The following is a 19,918-nucleotide window of genomic DNA, read 5'->3' as shown; positions in this document are numbered from 1 at the left end:
CGCGGGCCCGCGCCGGCCGCGGCGCTCAGCGCAGGTTGAGCCAGACCCGCCGCATGGTCGGGTCTTCCGGATCCGGATCGTTGGTGAAGCCCAGGCTGGTCATCAGCGCCAGCATCGGCCGGTTGGTCGACAGCACCAGGCCGTCGATGTATTCCAGCCCCTGCTCGCGCGCCGCGTCGATCAGCGCCGTCATCAGCTGGCGGCCCAGGCCGCGCCGCTGCCAGTCGTCGCCGATCACCAGCGCGTATTCCGCGCCGCGCCCGTCGGGGTTGCGCAGGTAGTGCGCGAAGCCGACCAGCACTTCGTGCGGATGGCCGCGGTTGGCCGGGTTGGGCACCTGGGTGGCGGCCACCAGCGCCAGCTCGCGGTGGTAGTCCACCTGGGTGTAGCGCGACACCATGCGCGGCGTCAGCTCGCGCATCATCGACACGAAGCGCATGTAGCGCGAGCGTTCCGACAGGCCGCGGATGAAATCCTGCAGCGGCTGGCCGTCCTCGGGGCGGATCGGCCGCAGCACCCACGGAATGCCATCGGCGAAGCGGCGCACCTGCACCAGGCGCGCCGGGTACGGGTGAATCGCCATGTGCGGATAGCCGGCGGTCTGGGGCGTTTCGCAGCCCGGCTTCTCGGCCAGCGTCATGCGCAGGCCGCCGGCGCGCAGATGGGTCTCGCCGGCATACAGTGGGTCGATGTCGAGCGTTTCGATGTCCGGCAGCTCCGACACCATCTCCGAGACCAGCACCAGCGCCTGCTGCAAGGCCTCGGCGGCCAGGTGGCCGACACGCGGCGCCAGCACCCGGCGCCACAGCCGGCTGCGCTCGATCATCTGGCGCGCCAGGAAGCCGTTGAGCGGCGGCAGGTCGATGCCGCGGTCCGATTGCGACAGCACCGCGTCCGGGCCGCCGGCGCCGAAGCGGATGACCGGCCCGAACTGCGGATCGCGCCGTACGCGGATCGCCATGGGGCGGGATTCCGGTTCGGCCGCCGCCACGTCCAGCGGCATGTCGCGCAAGGGGACATAGAACAGGGACAGCAGCGCGCGGACCTCGGAGGTATTCAGTTCGCGCCGGCAATCGGCCCGCACCCGCGCCAGGATCTCGCGCGCGGCGGCCAGGTCGGGCACATGGGTGGCCGGCTCGGGCGGCTGGGTCTGCAACAGCAGTTGCTGGTTGTAGTGGTGCGTGGCCAGCACGCCGAAGGCGTCGGCAGCGGACTCGGGCGTGCGGAACGCCGAGGTGCCGGCGTCGTCCAGCATGCGCCGCAACGGCCGCATGCCGGCGTCGCCCATGAAGCAGGTGACCACGGGCTTTCTGGCCTTGGGCGCGATCTGCGCCAGCTCGCGCGCCACCGCCGGCATGTCGGCCAGCGCGTCGGGCGCCAGCAGCACCAGCACGCCGTCCACGCCGGCGTCGTCCAGCACCACGTCGAGGATGGCGCGGATGCGTTCCGGCGTCAGCGGCACGTAGGTGATGACAGGATTGGCGCTGGCCGCGTCCGGCTCCAGCATTGCCGCCAGCGCGCGCTGCGTGGCCGGCGCCAGCTCGGCGCGCAGCACCGCCGCGTCCGGGCCGATCAGGTCCATGGCCAGCTGCGGAGGCCCGCTGCCGTTGGAGATCAGCGCCACCCGCCGCCCCTTGGGCCGGCGCGTGTAGCCCAGCACCTTGACCGCCGAGAACAGCTGCACGAAGTAGCGCACCCGCACCGCGCCGGCGCGCCGCAGCGCGGCGTCGAAGATGGCGTCGGCGCTGTCGGTGTCGGCGCGGCCGGCCTTGAGCACGATGACCGGCTTGACGCTGGCCGCGGCCCGCAGCGTGCTCATGAACTCGCGCGCCGGCCCGACGTCTTCCAGGTACAGCACGATGCTGTCGGTGCGAGGATCGCTGGCCAGGTAGTCCAGCACCTTGGACAGGCCCACCACCGCCTCGTCGCCCAGCGACACGGCGGTGGAAAAGCCGATATGCACGTCCTCGGCCCAGTCCATGACGGCGGCCATGATGGAGCGCGACTGCGCCAGCAGCGCCACGCGGCCGGCGCGCGCCAGCACCGGATGCTGGCTCAGGTTCAGGCCGGCATGCGGGCGCTGGGCGCCGAACGAGCGCGGCCCCAGCAATTCGCAGCGGTTTTCCTCGGCCCAGGCGCGGCACAACGCCAGCGTGCCGCGCGGGTAAGGGTCGGGCAGCTCGTGCGGCAACAGGATGACCGAGCGCGGGGCCAGCGGGGACAGCCGGCGCAGGGTCTCGGGCAGCACGGCCGGCGAAACGCAAACCAGGGCCAGATCGGGCCGCTCGCCAGCGGCCAAGCCCTGGAGCGTCTCCGGCAAGTCGGGCGCGGCGCCAGGGTCGCAGGCCACCACCGTGGTTTTCGCCTTGAGCGCGGGTGGCAGCGACGTCGCCGCCGGCAGCGGCCGATCGGCGACGATCACCAGCGAACCGGGTTCGAACATCGGGGCAAGAGCGTGTCGCAGCATGGCGGGAACAGGCACTAATCTAAAATAGCGTCCATCGTAACAAGACAACCCCGCCGTCCGCTTGATCCGGGCCAGTCCGACGCCGCATTCGCGGCGCCGCAGCCGCTATCATTGCCACCTATGACTTCCAACGCCTCCTCCCCCATCCGTACCCGCTTCGCGCCTTCGCCCACGGGCTTCCTGCACCTGGGCGGCGCCCGCACCGCGCTGTTCTCCTGGGCCTTCGCGCGCCACCACAAGGGCACCTTCGTGCTGCGCATCGAAGACACGGACGTCGAACGCTCCACGCCGGAAGCGGTGCAGGCCATCCTGGACAGCATGGACTGGCTCGGCATGCAGCCGGACGAAGGCCCGTTCTACCAGATGCAGCGCATGGACCGCTACCGCGAAGTGGTGGCGCAGATGCTGACCGCCGGCACCGCCTACCACTGCTACAGCTCGCCCGAGGAAGTCGAGGCCATGCGCGAAGCAGCCCGCGCCCGCGGCGACAAGCCGCGCTACGACGGCACCTGGCGCCCCGAGCCCGGCAAGACCCTGCCGCCGGTGCCCGAAGGCCGCAAGCCGGTGGTGCGCTTCAAGAACCCCCAGGACGGCGCCACCGCCTGGAACGACATGGTCAAGGGCCCCATCAGCTTCGACAATACCGAGCTGGACGACCTGATCATCGCGCGCCCGGACGGCACCCCCACCTACAACTTCTGCGTGGTGGTGGACGACTGGGACATGGGCATCACCCACGTGCTGCGGGGCGATGACCACGTCAACAACACCCCGCGCCAGATCAACATCCTGCGCGCGCTGGGCGCCACCCTGCCCGAATACGGCCACGTGCCCATGATCCTCGGCCCGGACGGCGAAAAGCTGTCCAAGCGCCACGGCGCGGTCAATGTCATGGAGTACGACAACGAGGGCTACCTGCCCGAGGCCATGATCAACTACCTGGCGCGCCTGGGCTGGAGCCACGGCGACGACGAACTCTTCAGCCGCGACCAGCTGGTGGAATGGTTCGACACCCGCCACCTGTCCAAGTCGGCCTCGCAGTGGGATCCGAAGAAGCTGAACTGGGTCAACGCCCACTACATCAAGCAGATGGACAACGCCGAACTGGCCGAACGCGTGGCGCCGCGCGTCGCCCATCGCGGCGGCCATCCGGAAAAGATCGACCTGCCGGGGGTGATGGGCCTGCTCAAGGACCGCGCCGAGACCCTGGAACAGCTGGCCGACGGCGCCATGCTGTTCTGCGGCGCCTTCCAGCCGGCCGCGCCGGAGCTGGTCGAGCAGCACCTGACCGCCGCCGCGCGCGAGGCGCTGGCCGATTTCGCCCGGCGCGCCCAGGGCACCGACTGGACCCGCGAGGCCATCTCGGCGCTGATCAAGGCAGTGCTGGCCGATCGCGGCCTGAAAATGCCGCAACTGGCGATCCCGCTGCGCGTGGCCGTCACCGGCCAGACCCAGACGCCCGCGGTGGACGCGGTGCTGGCCCTGCTGGGCAAGGACGTCGTGCTCCAGCGCCTGGCCGCGATCTGAGCGGGCATCCGCCCGCGAAAAAGCCCCGTCCGGCCTGGCCGTTCGGGGCTTTTTTTCATCGCGCAGAGGGTGTATCAGGCGGCCTTGGGACGCGCCTTCAAGGCCCGCGAGAAGAACGCGCCCAGCAGCGGCAGCAACACGGCCGAGCCGCCGAACAGCACCGCGGCGCCGGCCTCGTCCACCACCGAACCGGCCAGCGCCACACCGGCCGCCTGCCCCATGAAGAGGCAGGACGCGAACCAGGCCACCGCCGTGCCGCGCGCCGACGGCACCATCTGGGTGGCGTTGGTCTGCAGCGTCGCGTGCAGCAGGTAGTAGCCGAAGCCCGCCAGCACGCTGGCCAGCAGGCTCCATAACCACACCGGCCCCAGCAGGTACGACAGGAACGCCACGCCCAGCACCAGCCCGCCCGCGACCGCCAGGCCACGTTCGCCCAGGCGCTTGAGGACGCGGCCCGCCACCACGGTGTACAGCAGCCCGCCCACGGCGTACACCGCCACCAGGGCGCCGGCCGCGGTCAGCGAGATATCGAAGCGCTCATGCAGGTACGACGGCGCGAACGCCAGGGCGCCGAACACCAGCAGGCCCTCGATGAACACCGTGGCCAGCACCACCCGCGCCCAGGGCGTGCCCAGCACCAGCCGCGCCTGCGCCACGAAGCCCTGGCGCGGCGCGTTGGGGTCGACCACGCCCAATCCCAGCGCGCGCTGGCGCCGCACCTCCAGCTGCAGCAGCGTGCCCACCACGAGGTAGCCGACCACCAGCGCCGCGAAGGCCCAGCGCCAGCCCAGGGTGTCGGCGAACAGGCCGCCGGCCAGTTGTCCGGCCGCCATGCCCAGGATGGTCCCGGTCAGGAAGCGCGCCAGCGTCGCCTGGCGCCTTTCGTACGGCACGGTGTCGCCGATCCAGGCCATCGACAGCGGCACGATGCCGGCCCCCGCCGCGCCCGACAGGGCGCGGCAGAACACCAGCACGTCCAGCGACTCGGCCACGAACGCGCCGGCGCTGCCCAGCGCGCAGGCAAACGTCGCCACGCTGACCACGCGATACTTGCCGTAGCGGTCGCCCACCGGGCCGAAGAACATCTGCAATACGCCGTAGGCCACGGCGAACGCGGTCACCGCGCGCGCGGCCTGGCCAGTGGTGGCGCCGAACTCGGCGGCCAACTGCGGCAACATGGGATCACAGATACGAAAGGCGCTGGCGCTGACGAAAGCGGCCAGGGCGAGCAGCGCGATGGCGCGCGCTTCGGAAGAGAGGGCGGGCATGGAAGGCCGGCGGGGATGGAGGACGAAGTCCGCACCTTACCGCAGGCGCGCCCGCTTGGCGACGCCGGCCGGCGGATTCCGTCCGTCCGGCGCAACGTCGGGTTGCCGGCCGGGCCGGCCGGACCGGGATCAATACGGCAGGCGGTAGCCCTGCGGCATGCGGCGCGCGGTAACGACCTGGCCGCCGCTCTTGAGTTCCCGCAGCGTCAGCTTGGCCTGCTCGACTTTCTCGACACGGTAGCGGTTGACGTAGATCGGATCGGCGGCGTCGACGATCTCGCCGTTCGATTGCGTGGTCTGCATCGTGTAGACGCCGTCCACCACGCTCCAGCAACCGGTCTCGCGCAGCGCCGGGCGCGTCTTGCGGCCGATCTTCAGCTGGGTTTCGTAGGCCATGCGGCCGTCGGCGTACAGCACCGTGAGCGCCTGGAAGTCACCGCTGACGCCCTTCGGCCTGGAGTTCGAATACCAGGTGCCTATCATGGGATCGCCGCTTTTCGCCGGTACGCACGCGGCCGGCTTGGGCGGGCCCTCCGGCTGGGCCTCGGTGATGGAGGCGGGTTTCCGGGCGGCGCAGCCGGCCAGGATCAGAAGGGCGCAGGCCACGCCCGCCGAACGCAAATACACACTGCTCATGACTTCCTCAACACGTCTGTCGACGCGCCGCGCCGCTCAAACCGGCACGCCCCCGCGCAGCAAACATCACGCACTCTAAAGATGCGCTGGTGAAGAATCAACGACGATCGGCGGCGTGTGCAATTGCGCAACAGTCCTTGCCGAAAACCCCGTGTTTTAAGGCCTCAACGCGCAAAAATGCGTTGGTTTCAAGCGACACTGCGACCACCGCGCGCGGCCTTGGCGCGCAGCATTTCCTCCATGCGCGCGGCGGCCGGCGACAGGTGGCGGCCAGCCAGCCGGGTGATGCCCAGCTCGCGTTCGATGCGCGGCCGGGCCAGCGGCACGAAAACCAGACCAGGCGAATCCGGCGGCACCCCCAACCGCGCCAGCACCGTCACGCCCACGCCGCGCTCCAGCATCGCCAACAGCGACATCATGTTCGACACGAACACCTGGCGCTCCATCATGAATGCGGCCTGCGGATAGTCCGCCAACTGGCGATGGGCCACCGTGCCCACCAGCGGCAGCCCGGCGATCTCGCGCCAGGTCACGGACTTGCGCCCCGCCAGGGGATGGCCGCGATGGCAGACCAGCCCGAATGCGTCGCGCAGCAGCGGCTCGAACGCCAGCCGTCGGTCGCGCAGCACCGGGCTGCACACCCCCAGTTCCACCTCGCCCGCCAGCACCATGCGTTCCACGCCCTCCGAGTTGTCGTCGAACAGGCGCAGCGCCACCGCCGGATAGCGCTCGCGATAGGCCGCCACCAGCTCGGGCAACCAGTGCATCGCGACCGTCGCCACCGAGGCCATGGTCAGGGTGCCGGCCTCGTTGCCGGCCAGCCCCGCCAACGTGCCGGCCACGCGATCGTGGTGCTCGACCAGCTCGCGCGCCAGCGGCAGGCAGTCCTGGCCGAAACGCGTCAGCGCGTTGCCATTGCCGCGCTCGAACAGCGGCTGGCCCAGGCGTTGCTCCATTTCGCGGATCGACAGCGACAGCGCCGGCTGCGAGCGGAACGCGCGCGCGGCGGCGGCGCGAAAGCTGCGCAATTCCGCCACCAGCAGGAAGTGGCGGTAGTGCGCAATCGAGAGTTCGGGCAAGGCGGGCATCGCGGCAGTCGATTTGATGAACTTATCAAACCATAGGAAAAATAAAGTTTTCTCATCATAGGGCGGCACTTAACATGGCCGCAATGACTACCGCGACTCTCTCCCCCGCCCGCGCCCAGGCCGTCGATCCGCTCGACTTCAGCCTCGCCGACCGGCTGCCCGCCTGCGTTGCCGGCCAGGGCCGGCTGCTGACCGCCGCCGCGCCCAACGGCAGGCCCGGCCTGCTGCTCGTGCCCGGCGCCTATCACGGCGCCTGGTGCTACGCGCACTACCTGGACCATTTCGCCCGCGCCGGCCTGGCCTGCGCCGCCATCGACCTGCGCGGCCACGGCCCCTTACCGCAGCCGCCCGGCTTCGTCGACACGGGCATCGCGGACCTGGCCGCCGACGTCGTCAGCGCGCTCGACCTGCTGGACGCGCCCACCGTCCTGGTGGGCCACAGCATGGGCGCCCTGCCCGCGCTGCTGGCCGCCAGCCAACGCCGCGTTGCCGGCGTGGTGCTGATGGCGCCGTCGCCGCCCGCCAACCTGCCCGGCGCGCTGGGCCTGCCGCCGGTGCCCGCCGACGCCGTGCGCGCCACGCCCGCCGCCAGCGAGATCCGCGCCCGCTTCCTGGCCACCACTCCAACACGCGATGTCAGCGCCGTCACCCAACGCCTGAATCCCGAAAGCCCGCGCGTGCTCAACGACCGCTACCTGCTGCGCGTGCCCGTCGACCCCGCCGCCATTGCCGCTCCCGGACTGTGCCTGGAGGCAGGCCTGGACACCCACGACCGCCATCCCCCCGGCCAGGACCACGCCATCGCGCGCCTGTTCGGCTTTTCCCACGCCGTCCTCGCCGGACAGCCCCATTGCATGATGTACGGCGACCAATGGCAGGTTGGCGCGGACGCGATCCTCGACTGGTATCGCCAGCAGTTCGGCTGACCCGCGACGCCCGCCCACGCCGGACACCATCGACATCCGCCAACGAACCCCAAGCAGATCCACCCGGCCCGCGCTCAGCGCGCCATGACACACCCCGCAAGCCATAGAACATGACGGCGCCACCGCCGCCCCAGGAGACAAGCATGACCCTCACCGCCCTCGCGCCCCGCGCCTTCCTGCGCCATGCGCTCGCCGCCGCCAGCCTGCTGCTGGCCGCCACCACGCACGCCGCCGGCTGGCCCGAAAAACCCATCACGCTGATCGTGCCATCCGCCGCCGGCGGCGCCGCCGACCTCACCGCCCGCACCTTCGCCCAGTTCCTGGGCAAACAGACCGGCCAGACCGTCATCGTCGAAGACCGCCCCGGCGCCGGCGGCATCGTCGGCACCAACGCCGCCAGGAACGCCGCCGCCGACGGCTACACCTTCCTCTTGTCCACCAACTCGACCCACGCCGCCAACCAGTTCCTCTACAAGCGCCTGCCCTACGACGCGCAAAAGGACTTCGCGCAGGTCGGCATGCTCGGCACCTTCGGCACCGTCGGCATCGTCGCCCCCGACAGCCCCTATCGCACCGTGCCGGAACTGGTGGAGTACGCCAAGAAGCATCCCGGCGAAGTCTTCTTCGGCTACTACAGCTCGTCCTCGCAAGTGCCGTCCGAACTGTTCAAGCAACGCGCAGGCATCAACATCGGCGCCGCCGGCTACAAGAACATCACCCAGATCATCACCGACCTGCGCGGCAAGCAGATCGGCTTCGCCTTCGTCGACTACCTGACCGCCATGGGCCAGATCGACGGCAAGGGCCTCACCCCCCTCGCCGTCACCGCCGCCCAGCGCCACCCCGCCTGGCCCGACGTCCCCACCATGTCGACCTACTACCCCGACTTCGTCGTCGCCGGCTGGCTCGGCATCTCCGCCCCCGCCGGCACCCCGCCCGACATCGTCGCCAAGATGAACGCCGCCACCCAGGCCGCCGTCAACGACCCCGCCACCGCCGACAAACTCCGCGCCCTCGGCCTGACCCCCGAAGCCATGGACACCGCCCGCTTCGACACCTTCGTCAAGGAAGACACCGCCCGCTGGAAGGAATGGATCAAGATCTCCGGCATCCAGCCGCAGTAACCGCCCACAGCAAATAAAGAAACGCCCTCTATATATAGAGGGCGCCGCAATATAGAGACCATCAAAAGATCGCGCCCATCGAATCAAGCGCGATGACGCAGGATTCACCAGCCCCTCCCATCACGATCGCGCCGCGCCATTGCCCCCGAGCAACACCCCTCTCTCCAGCAGCGCGCAGCGTCCTCGCCTCGACGCAAGACACCCAAATGCCAAAAAAGGCCGCCCGCGCGGCCGCTTTTTGACGACCCCGCAAGATCCTCCCTCCCCCCAGATTGACGGCAAGAACGCCAAGCACACAACTCGCCCCAAAGCCCGGCCGTTAAGTCTCATCAAAAGCGGGAGTCGGGGCAGGCGGGGGATGGCGGGGCGTGTAGATGCGCCCGACGGAATCTGAAGGAACAGCCGAAGGCTGTGACGAAGATGAGGAAGGGGCAGTCCGGAGCGAAGGCTCCGGACCGCAATCGTAGCCCCGCCATCCCCCGCCTGCCCCGGCTCCCGCGACTAAAGAACCCAACCCGCCACAAGAGCCCACATAGAAGCCCCCTACAAAGGCAACTTCAACTCATGCTTGATCTCCCGCAACGCCACAATCGTCCGCGTCTGCCGAATCCCCGGCATATTGAACAAGAACCGATGCAAGAACCGGTCATAAGCCTCCGGACTCTCCACAAGAATCTTGAGCAGAAAATCCGAATCCCCCGTCACCGCATAGCATTCGAGAATCTCCGGCGCATCCCGCACCGACCGCTCGAAGTTCTCCACCGTATTCGCCGAATGCCGCTCCAGGCTGATCTGCGCAAACATGCAACCCAGCCCCACCTTGCTGCGATCCACCTGCGCGCTGTAACCCTGGATCACGCCGCTGGCCTCCAGCGCCTTCACCCGCCGCCACACCGGCGCCGCCGATAGCCCCACCTTGTCCGACAGCTGCTGTGCCGAGGCCCGGCCATCCTCCTGCAGGGCCTTGAGGATGCCGATATCGGTCTTGTCCATCGTCTTGTCTCCTTTTTGGGTCGAAATTCCGCGAACACGAAATATTCATTGCGAATTATAGGGATAGCACGATCCGAAAACGCAATAAACCCGATGCCTCGCGAACCTATCATGGTGCCGACTACAGGAGCATTCATGATGGACGGCCCCCCCGCCCCCGAGCCCGCGCTGGACCTCGACTACCAGCTCGCCGACAACCTCACCCGCCAGACCGGCCGCATCTTCCTGACCGGCACCCAGGCCCTGGTGCGCATCATGCTGACCCAGCGCCGCGTCGATCGCGAGCGCGGGCTGAACACCGCCGGCTTCGTCTCCGGCTACCGCGGCTCGCCCTTGGGCGGCGTCGACATGGCGATGTGGAAGGCGCAGAAGGCGCTCGACGCCAACCAGATCTCGTTCCTGCCCGGCATCAACGAAGACATGGCCGCCACCGCCGTCATGGGCACGCAGCAGGCCGGCATGCGTGCCGACCGCAACGTCGATGGCGTCTTCGCCATGTGGTACGGCAAGGGCCCCGGCGTGGATCGCGCCGGCGATGCCCTGCACCACGGCAACGCCGCCGGCGCCTCGCGCCATGGCGGCGTGCTGGTGGTGGTGGGCGACGACCACACCGCCGTCTCCTCCTCCATCCCGCACGCCAGCGAGGCCTCGCTGATCGGCTGGCAGATGCCCATCGTGCACCCGGCCTCGATCGACGAATACGAAACCTTCGCCCTGTGGGGTTGGGCCCTGTCGCGCCACTCCGGCACCTGGGTCGCCTTCAAGGCCGTGTCCGAGACCATCGAGAGCGGCCACTCCTTCACGCCCGCGCCGGTGCGCAGCTACGACATGCCGGCCGATCCGGACCTGCCGCCGGAAGCGCTGGAATACTCCGCCCGCGACTTCCTGTCGCTGGCGGTCGAAACCCGCATGAACCTGCGCATGAAGGCGGTGGCCGCCTTCGCGCGCCGCCACAGCATCGACCGCCTCACCTGTCCCGCGCCCAAGGCCACCGTCGGCATCGTCACCGTCGGCAAGGCCCACCTGGACGCGATGGAAGCGCTGGCGCGCCTGGGCGTGGACACCGTCACCGCCAACGCGCCGGTGCGCGTCTACAAGCCCGGCCTGACCTGGCCGCTGGACGCCGAACGCATGCTCGAGTTCGCGCGCGGCCTGTCGCACATCCTCGTGATCGAGGAAAAAGGCGCCGTGGTCGAGACCCAGCTCAAGGACCTGCTGTTCAACCTGCCCGAGCGCGCCACCGTGGTCGGCAAGAAGGGTTTCGACGGCGAGACGCTGGTGCCGTCCGCCGGCCAGCTGCGCCCGTCGCTGCTGGCGCGGCCGCTGGCCCAATGGCTGTCGCGCAGCGCCGGCCTGCAGCCCGGCGTCGACCTGGCCACCTTCGACTGCCAGGACATGCTGTCCAACGACGCCGACGGCATGCGCCGCCGGCCCTATTTCTGTTCCGGCTGTCCGCACAGCACCTCGACCAAGGTGCCCGAAGGCAGCCAGGCGCTGTCGGGCGTGGGTTGCCACTACATGGCCGCCTGGATGGACCGCGACACCGGCGGCCTGACCCAGATGGGCGGCGAAGGGGTCGACTGGATCGGCCTGTCGCGCTACACCAAGATGCCGCACATCTTCCAGAACATGGGGGAAGGCACCTATTACCACTCCGGCTACCTGGCGATCCGCCAGGCCGTGGCCGCCAAGGCCAACATCACCTACAAGATCCTGTTCAACGACGCCGTCGCCATGACCGGCGGCCAGCCGGTGGATGGGCCGATCTCGGTGCCGCAGATCTGCCAGCAGCTGCGCGGCGAGAACGTCGCCCGCATCGTCGTCACCAGCGACGAACCCGAGAAATACCAGGGCGTGGACCTGGGCGCCGGCATCAAGGTACACCACCGCCGCGACCTCGACGCGCTGCAACGCGAGCTGCGCGAGATCCCCGGCGTCACCGTGCTGATCCACGACCAGACCTGCGCCGCCGAAAAGCGCCGCCGCAGGAAGAAGAACCAGTTCCCCGACCCGGCCCGCCGCATGCTGATCAACAGCGCCGTGTGCGAAGGCTGCGGCGACTGCGGCGTGAAATCGAACTGCCTGTCGGTGGTGCCGCTGGAAACGCCCTACGGCCGCAAGCGCGCCATCGACCAGTCCAGCTGCAACAAGGACTATTCCTGCGCCGAAGGCTTCTGCCCCAGCTTCGTCTCGGTCATGGGCGGCAAGCCCAGAAAGAGCGCGGCGCCCAAGGCCGACCAGGAACGCCTGCAGCGCCTGATCCAGCAACTGCCGCTGCCGCAACCGCCGGCGCTGGAACGCCCTTACCGCCTGCTGGTGGCGGGCATGGGCGGCACCGGCGTCATCACCATCGGCGCCATCGTCTCGATGGCCGCGCACCTGGAAGGCCTGTCGGCCGCGGTGCTGGACCTGACGGGCCTGGCGCAGAAGGGCGGCACGGTCGTCAGCCACATCCGCCTGGCGCCCGCGGGCGCGGCCGCCGGCCCGGTGCGCCTGGACTGGCAGCAGGCCGACGCCGCCATCCTGTGCGATCCGGTCGCCGCCGTGGCGCCCGACTCGCTCGGCGCGCTGCGCCGCGGCCACACGCAGGTCACCGTCAACACCTACGTCGCCCCGGTGTCCGATTTCACCCGCAACCCGGACGCCGCCATGCGGCCGGAAGCGCTGCTGGCCAAGATCAGCCACGCCGCCGGCGACGAGCACACCGCCGCCATCGATGCGCACGAGGCCGCGCTGGCGCTGTTCGGCGACAGCATCCTGTCGAACATGTTCATGCTGGGCTACGCCTGGCAGCGCGGCTGCGTGCCGCTGTCGCAGGCCGCCATCAACCGCGCCATCGAACTGAATGGCGTCGCCGTGGCCGCCAACCGCGCGGCCTTCGACAGCGGCCGCCTGGCCGCGCACCAACCCGAAGCGCTGGAAGGCGCGCTGCGCCCGCGCGCCCAGGTGGTGCAACTGCATGTGCCGGAAACCTTCGAGCGCGCCGTGGCGCGCCGCGTCGAAGACCTGACCGCTTACCAGGACGCCGCCTACGCGCAGGCCTACCGCGAGGTGGTCGAACGCGTCGCCGCGCGCGAGCGCGAGCTGGCGCCCGACGCCAGGACGCCGCGCCTGGCCATGGCGGTGGCGCGCGGACTGTTCAAGTTGATGGCCTACAAGGACGAATATGAAGTCGCCCGCCTCTATACGAGCGAGGCCTTCCAGGCCCAGCTCAAGGGCCAGTTCGAGGGCGACTACAGCCTGCGCTTCCACATGGCGCCGCCGATCTTCGCGCGCAAGGACCCGCGCACCGGCGTACCGCGCAAGGTGATGCTGGGCCCGCGCACCATGACCGCGCTCAAGCTGCTGACTCGCTTCAAGCGCCTGCGCGGCACCTGGTTCGATCCGTTCGGCCACACCGCCGAACGCAAGATGGAGCGCGCGCTGGTGGGCGAGTACCGCCAGACCATAGACCAGTTGCTCGCAGGGTTGAACCGCGACAACCTGGCGCAAGCGGCTACAATCGCCGCCCTTGCAGAAACCATCCGCGGCTTCGGCCACGTGAAGGCTGCGAACGTCGAGAAGTACAGGACGGAGCTGGCCCGCTTGATGCAAAGCTATACGGCGCCTGCCCCGCGCGATGTACCCCTGCGGAAAACCGCATAAACACTCGCGCTGAGCGGCATTCTCCTGGGCGCGCCTTGCTAGGCGCGCCCAGTGCATTTAGTAACAATGTTTTGGGAACCTGATCCTATCTTCTTCTTGTAGCTGTCGTACTCGATCACTAGAATTAGTGTCCAACGAGGGGTGCTACACTACATCTTGTGGTCGCCTAACCGCTGATACTCGTCGGCCACGCCATGCGGATTCGTCCGTCCAAGCGTTGCGACCCCCTCAATAAGATCCAATTTCGTACCTGACATGACGTCGTCATGTCGCTATCTACGCGCTTTTCGCACAGGAGCTTCCATGCAGACTACGATCGCCTCTGTGACCCGGCCCTCGGCCGTGCCGCCCTCGCAAACCGATTCCCCTGCCGACGCCAACGGCGGGCAATGGGCCAGCTACAACATCATCCGCCGCAATGGCTCGGTGGTCGGGTTCGAACCCGGCAAGATCGCCATCGCCATGACCAAGGCCTTCCTGGCCGTCAACGGCGGCCAGGGCGCGGCCTCGGCCCGCGTGCGCGAGCTGGTTGAACAACTGACGACCCAGGCCGTCAACGCGCTGGTGCGTAACCGCCCCGGTGGCGGCACCTTCCATATCGAAGACATCCAGGACCAGGTCGAACTGGCCCTGATGCGCTCGGGCCAGCACGACGTCGCCCGCGCCTACGTGCTCTACCGCGAGAAGCGCACCCAGGAACGCGCCGCCGCCGCGGCCGCCGAAGGCCAACAGAAGGTCGACGCCGTGCCGCAGGAAAACGTGCTGCACGTCACGGACGCGGGTGTCCGCCGTCCGCTGGACATCGCCGAACTGCGCGCCACCATCGTCGCCGCCGGTGAAGGCCTGGCCGAATTCATCGACTCCGAAGCCATCCTGAAGGAAACGGTCAAGAACCTGTACGACGGCATCCCCGTCGACGAAGTGTTCAAGTCCGCCATCCTGTCGGCGCGCGCGCTGGTCGAGAAGGACCCGGCCTACAGCCAAGTCACCGCCCGCCTGCTGCTGCACACGATCCGCAAGGAAGTGCTGGGCGAGGAAGTCTCGCAGGACGGCATGGCCGCCCGCTACGCCGAGTACTTCCCCACCTTCATCGCCCGCGGCATCGAAGGCGGCCTGCTGTCGCCCGACCTGGCCGGCTACGACCTGACCAAGCTGGGCAAGGCGCTGAACGCCAAGCGCGACCTGCAGTTCGGCTACCTCGGCCTGCAGACCCTGTACGACCGCTACTTCCTGCACATCCGCGGCACCCGCATCGAACTGCCGCAGGTGTTCTTCATGCGCGTGGCCATGGGCCTGGCGCTGCGCGAGACCGATCGCGAAGCCCGCGCCATCGAGTTCTACGAGATCCTGTCGTCGTTCGACTTCATGAGCTCGACCCCGACGCTGTTCAACTCGGGCACCCTGCACTCGCAGCTGTCGTCGTGCTACCTGACCACCGTCTCCGACGACCTGGAAGGCATCTACGACGCCATCAAGGAAAACGCTCTGCTGGCCAAGTACGCCGGCGGCCTGGGCAACGACTGGACCCCGGTGCGCGCGCTGCGCAGCCACATCAAGGGCACCAACGGCGAAAGCCAGGGCGTGGTCCCGTTCCTGAAGGTCGTCAACGACACCGCCGTGGCGGTGAACCAGGGCGGCAAGCGCAAGGGCGCGGTCTGCACCTACCTGGAATCGTGGCACCTGGACATCGAGGAATTCCTCGAACTGCGCAAGAACACCGGCGACGAGCGTCGTCGCACCCACGACATGAACACGGCGAACTGGATTCCCGACCTGTTCATGAAGCGCGTCATGGAAGGCGGCGAATGGACCCTGTTCTCGCCGTCCGACTGCCCCGACCTGCACGACAAGTACGGCAAGGCCTTCGAAGAAGCCTACGTCGGCTATGAAGCGCGCGTCGCCAGCGGCGACCTGAAGCTGTTCAAGAAGATGCCGGCGCTGACCCTGTGGCGCAAGATGCTGTCGATGCTGTTCGAAACCGGCCACCCGTGGATCACGTTCAAGGATCCGTGCAACATCCGTTCGCCGCAGCAGCACGTCGGTGTGGTCCACAGCTCGAACCTGTGCACCGAGATCACGCTGAACACCAACGAATCGGAAATCGCGGTTTGCAACCTGGGGTCGGTGAACCTGGTCGCGCACATGAAGCCGGCCGCTGGCGGCGGTTTCGAACTCGACCACGAGAAGATCAAGCGCACCGTCAGCATCGCCATGCGCATGCTCGACAACGTCATCGACATCAACTATTACGCCGTCGACAAGGCCCGCAACTCCAACGCGCGCCATCGTCCAGTGGGCATGGGCATCATGGGCTTCCAGGACTGCCTGCAGATGATGCGCGTGCCGTACGCGTCGCAAGCCGCCGTTGAATTCGCCGACCGCTCGATGGAAGCGGTGTGCTATCACGCCTACTGGGCCTCGAGCCTGCTGGCCGAAGAACGTGGCCGCTATCAATCGTACGAAGGCTCGCTGTGGTCGCGTGGCATCCTGCCGCAAGACACGTTGAAGATGCTGCGTGACGAACGCGGTGGTCATGTCGAGGTCGATGAATCGAGCACGCTCGATTGGGATGCGTTGCGCGCGCGCATCAAACAACATGGCATGCGCAACTCCAATTGCATCGCAATCGCCCCAACCGCGACTATTTCCAATATCATTGGTGTATCTGCGTGCATCGAACCCACTTTCCAGAACTTGTACGTCAAATCGAATCTCTCCGGCGAGTTCACGGTCGTTAACGATTACCTCGTGCGTGACCTGAAGAAACTCGGTCTCTGGGACGAAGTCATGGTCGCCGACCTCAAGTACTTCGACGGCAGCCTGTCCCGCATCGATCGCGTACCTTCCGAACTCCGCGAACTCTACGCCACCGCGTTCGAAGTCGAACCGAGCTGGCTGGTGGAATGCGCCTCGCGTCGCCAGAAGTGGATCGATCAAGCCCAGTCGCTGAACATCTACATGGCCGGCGCCTCCGGCAAGAAGCTGGACGACACCTACAAGCTGGCCTGGAAGCGTGGCCTGAAGACGACCTATTACCTGCGTACCCTTGGCGCCACCAGCGCCGAGAAGTCGACGGGACGCGGCGGCGAACTGAACGCCGTCAGCGCCGGTGGCACTTCCGCCGCCGCCCCCGTGTCCGCTGCACCTGTTTTGCCGGAACCCGAAGTTCTCGGGGCGGTTTGCACCATGCGGCCGGGCGACCCCGGCTTCGAAGAGTGCGAAGCCTGCCAATAACCGCCTCCGGAGAATGAATCATGATTAATTGGGAAGACGACACCCTCGCCACGCAACCTGCACAAGCCCCCGCGCCCGCGGCGGGCGGGCAGGCTGCGCCCGAAGTCCGGGCGGCGACCGGCGTGTTCGGCGACACCGCCATGCCGACCCCGGCCGCGCCGCAGCATGCGGCCGGCCTGACGGCCAGCGGCAACGCCACCTCGCAACGCGTGAAGGTCGCCGACAAGCGCATCATCAACGGCCAGACCGACGTCAACCAGCTGGTGCCGTTCAAGTACAAGTGGGCATGGGAGAAATACCTGGCCACGTGCGCGAACCACTGGATGCCGCAAGAAATCAACATGTCGCGCGACATCGCCCTCTGGAAGAACCCGAACGGGCTCACCGAGGACGAACGCCGCATCGTCAAGCGCAACCTGGGTTTCTTCGTCACGGCCGACTCGCTGGCCGCGAACAACATCGTGCTGGGCACCTACCGCCACATCACGGCCCCCGAATGCCGCCAGTTCCTGCTGCGCCAGGCCTTCGAAGAAGCCATCCACACGCACGCCTATCAATACATCGTCGAAAGCCTGGACCTGGACGAAGCGGAGATCTTCAACGCTTACAACGAAGTGCCGTCCATCCGCGCCAAGGACGAGTTCCTGATTCCGTTCATCGACGCGATCGCGGACCCCAACTTCAAGACGGGCACGCCCGAAGCCGACCAGACGCTGCTGAAGTCGCTGATCGTCTTCGCTTGCCTGATGGAAGGCCTGTTCTTCTACGTTGGCTTCACGCAAATCCTGGCGCTGGGTCGCCAGAACAAGATGACCGGCGCGGCCGAGCAGTACATGTACATCCTGCGCGATGAATCCATGCACTGCAATTTCGGCATCGACCTGATCAACACCGTCAAACTGGAAAATCCGCATCTGTGGACGCCGGAATTCCGCGAAGAAATTCGAGAACTCTTCCGCAAAGCGGTCGAACTCGAATACGCTTACGCCGAAGACACGATGCCGCGCGGTGTGTTGGGCTTGAACGCTCCCATGTTCAAATCCTACCTGCGCTTCATCGCCAACCGTCGTTGCCAGCAAATCGGTATCGAACCGCTGTACCCGCAGGAAGAGAATCCCTTCCCGTGGATGGCGGAAATGATCGACCTTAAGAAGGAACGCAACTTTTTTGAAACTCGCGTGATCGAATACCAAACCGGTGGCACGCTGAGCTGGGAGTAACGCAGTTCGCCTTCGGGCCCGGCGCGGGCACGCTCTTGCAAGAGCGTCGCGTTCGCGCCAGGCCTTGAGGGCGATCTCCCAGGTCAGGGTGTTTTCGAACACGTAGAACAAGCGGTAGGCGGTCTGTGATCAGGCTGCCCACCGGCGCCATTTGAAATGGCTCGCGCCAAAGGAGCGGGGGCCATATCAAATGGCTGTGCCGAATTCATTAGCGCAAACCGTAGTAGCTGTTGCTCGCACAGAACAGCGGCATGCGCCGATGAATAGCCCGGGCACGGTTCGCCTTGTTGGCGGATCGGGGCACGGGTTTAAGTTCTGGGACCCCTGAACCTAAGGAGCATGACCATGGCAACAGCCAAGAAAGCCGTAAAGAAAGCGGTGAAGAAGCCCGCCGCCAAGAAGGCAGTAGCTAAGAAGGCCGCTCCGGCCAAGAAAGCTGCCGTCAAGAAGGTAGCCGTCAAGAAGGTCGCCGCCAAGAAGCCGGCGGTGAAGAAGGTTGCCGCCAAGAAGCCGGCCGCCAAGAAGGTCGCGAAGAAAGCGGTAGCCAAGAAGGCCGTCGCCAAGAAAGTCGCGGCCAAGAAGCCGGTAGCCAAGAAGGCAGCGGCCAAGAAGGTCGTCGCCAAGAAGGCGGTTGCCAAGAAGGCCGTCGCCAAGAAAGCGGTAGCCAAGAAGGCCCCCGCCAAGAAAGCGGTTGCCAAGAAGGTCGTCGCCAAGAAAGCGGTAGCCAAGAAGGCCGTCGCCAAGAAGGCGGTTGCCAAGAAGGCCCCCGCCAAGAAGGCGGTTGCCAAGAAAGTCGTAGCCAAGAAGGCCCCGGCCGCCAAGAAGCCCGCTGCCAAGCCGGCTGCGAAGCCCGCCGCTGCCAAGAAGCCGGCTGCGAAGAAAGCCGCTCCGAAGAAGCCCGTCACGCCGCCGTCCACGGCAGCCGCTCCGGGCGCGAAGACCGCGCTGAACCCCGCCGCGTCGTGGCCGTTCCCGACGGGTGGCCGTCCGTAATCGGACCGGTCACAACGGCAGCAGTGCCTCAAACCGCCTGGCCTTGGCCAGGCGGTTTTTATTTCGGGCCGCCTGGCGCGCCTACCGCAAGAAAGAACGCCCGCTCGAGGGGTAGGACGCCACCGTTGCCGCATTGCCGTGAGACAATAAAAGCCGTCTTCATTAGGTAGATAGCGTCCATGCTCGGTGAAATCCTCCGCTTCCTGCTCGAAATCGCATTCACGCTGTTCGGCGCGGCCCTGATCGCCCGCGCCTGGATGCACGCGATACGGCTGCATCCCTTCAACCCGCTGGCGCGCGTCATCTACCAGGCCACCAATTGGCTGGTGCTGCCCCTGCGCAAGATCATTCCCGCGGGCAACAAGATAGACTGGACCAGCCTGGTGGCAACCTGGCTGTCGGCGCTGGTCTATCTGGTGCTGATCTGGCTGGTCGCCATCGGCGCGCTGATCCCGGCCGTATTGCTGCCTTCGGCCATGCTGTCGGCGCTGCTCATGGCGCTCAAGTGGGCCTTGAACCTGATCGTGTGGCTGACCCTGATCCAGGCAGTGCTCTCGTGGGTCAACCCGATGGCGCCCATGATGCCGCTGCTGCAGGCGCTGACCGCGCCGATGCTGGACCCCATCCGCCGGCTGCTGCCGCGCACCTCGATCGACTTTTCGCCCTTGGTACTGCTGATCGTGGCGCAGGTCCTCCTGATGGTCCTGGCGCGCCTGAGCTACGGCCTGATGGGCGTCTGAAAAAACGGAAACGGCCCGGCAATACCGCCCGGGCCATTTTCCGCCATGCGCCGCAAC

General features: G+C 67.4%; 13 protein-coding genes. 8 read left to right on the top strand and 5 right to left on the bottom strand.

The features are described 5' to 3' along the window. Nucleotides 1-25: 25 nt before the first annotated feature. The gene (locus AC6CR5_RS23475) at nucleotides 26-2,467 is read right to left on the bottom strand and encodes a bifunctional acetate--CoA ligase family protein/GNAT family N-acetyltransferase (protein ID WP_026383211.1); all 2,442 of its coding nucleotides are present in this window, start codon (nucleotides 2,465-2,467) and stop codon (nucleotides 26-28) included. Nucleotides 2,468-2,587: 120 nt separating this feature from the next. On the opposite strand from AC6CR5_RS23475, the gene gltX reads away from it, so the two are divergent. Next, a complete protein-coding gene (gltX, locus tag AC6CR5_RS23470) occupies nucleotides 2,588-3,994 on the top strand; it encodes a glutamate--tRNA ligase (RefSeq protein ID WP_026383210.1) in 1,407 nt (468 codons plus the stop codon). A gap of 74 nt (nucleotides 3,995-4,068) precedes the next feature. On the opposite strand, the gene AC6CR5_RS23465 is transcribed toward gltX, so the two are convergent. The 3 genes from AC6CR5_RS23465 to AC6CR5_RS23455 form a co-directional block, all read right to left on the bottom strand. Beyond that, complete coding sequence (locus AC6CR5_RS23465) at nucleotides 4,069-5,262, bottom strand: MFS transporter (RefSeq protein WP_006388625.1); 1,194 nt, start codon at nucleotides 5,260-5,262, stop codon at nucleotides 4,069-4,071. Between the two features lie 129 nt (nucleotides 5,263-5,391). Further along, nucleotides 5,392-5,898: a hypothetical protein gene (locus tag AC6CR5_RS23460; RefSeq protein WP_006388624.1), complete on the bottom strand. Its 507-nt coding sequence runs from the start codon at nucleotides 5,896-5,898 to the stop codon at nucleotides 5,392-5,394. 188 nt (nucleotides 5,899-6,086) lie between these two features. Continuing rightward, nucleotides 6,087-6,986: a LysR family transcriptional regulator gene (locus AC6CR5_RS23455; RefSeq protein ID WP_054446587.1), complete on the bottom strand. Its 900-nt coding sequence runs from the start codon at nucleotides 6,984-6,986 to the stop codon at nucleotides 6,087-6,089. 83 nt (nucleotides 6,987-7,069) lie between these two features. Here AC6CR5_RS23455 and AC6CR5_RS23450 point away from each other — a divergent pair, with 83 nt between their 5' ends. Next, a complete protein-coding gene (locus AC6CR5_RS23450) occupies nucleotides 7,070-7,912 on the top strand; it encodes an alpha/beta hydrolase (protein ID WP_241072005.1) in 843 nt (280 codons plus the stop codon). Between the two features lie 143 nt (nucleotides 7,913-8,055). Next, the gene (locus AC6CR5_RS23445) at nucleotides 8,056-9,036 is read left to right on the top strand and encodes a Bug family tripartite tricarboxylate transporter substrate binding protein (RefSeq protein WP_238875089.1); all 981 of its coding nucleotides are present in this window, start codon (nucleotides 8,056-8,058) and stop codon (nucleotides 9,034-9,036) included. Nucleotides 9,037-9,579: 543 nt separating this feature from the next. Here AC6CR5_RS23445 and AC6CR5_RS23440 read toward each other — a convergent pair. Then, a complete protein-coding gene (locus AC6CR5_RS23440) occupies nucleotides 9,580-10,029 on the bottom strand; it encodes an Lrp/AsnC family transcriptional regulator (RefSeq protein WP_006388620.1) in 450 nt (149 codons plus the stop codon). A gap of 138 nt (nucleotides 10,030-10,167) precedes the next feature. Here AC6CR5_RS23440 and AC6CR5_RS23435 point away from each other — a divergent pair, with 138 nt between their 5' ends. The 5 genes from AC6CR5_RS23435 to AC6CR5_RS23415 all read left to right on the top strand — a co-directional run bounded on the left by AC6CR5_RS23435 (nucleotide 10,168) and on the right by AC6CR5_RS23415 (nucleotide 19,861). Continuing rightward, the gene (locus AC6CR5_RS23435; protein ID WP_498085756.1) at nucleotides 10,168-13,674 is read left to right on the top strand and encodes an indolepyruvate ferredoxin oxidoreductase family protein; all 3,507 of its coding nucleotides are present in this window, start codon (nucleotides 10,168-10,170) and stop codon (nucleotides 13,672-13,674) included. 303 nt (nucleotides 13,675-13,977) lie between these two features. Further along, nucleotides 13,978-16,908, top strand: a complete 2,931-nt coding sequence (locus tag AC6CR5_RS23430; RefSeq protein ID WP_024067687.1) for a ribonucleoside-diphosphate reductase subunit alpha — start codon at nucleotides 13,978-13,980, stop codon at nucleotides 16,906-16,908. A 20-nt stretch (nucleotides 16,909-16,928) separates the two neighbouring features. Next, nucleotides 16,929-18,128, top strand: a complete 1,200-nt coding sequence (locus AC6CR5_RS23425) for a ribonucleotide-diphosphate reductase subunit beta (protein ID WP_006388616.1) — start codon at nucleotides 16,929-16,931, stop codon at nucleotides 18,126-18,128. 345 nt (nucleotides 18,129-18,473) lie between these two features. Then, nucleotides 18,474-19,121, top strand: a complete 648-nt coding sequence (locus AC6CR5_RS23420; RefSeq protein WP_006388615.1) for a histone H1-like DNA-binding protein — start codon at nucleotides 18,474-18,476, stop codon at nucleotides 19,119-19,121. Nucleotides 19,122-19,300: 179 nt separating this feature from the next. Continuing rightward, entirely contained in the window at nucleotides 19,301-19,861 is a 561-nt protein-coding gene (locus AC6CR5_RS23415) for a YggT family protein (RefSeq protein WP_026383203.1), read from the top strand. Nucleotides 19,862-19,918 lie beyond the last annotated feature (57 nt).

This window comes from Achromobacter sp. EG18 (assembly GCF_059759395.1).
Note: the sequence above shows the minus strand (reverse complement) of the source record. Positions and strands in the feature narration are given on the sequence as shown.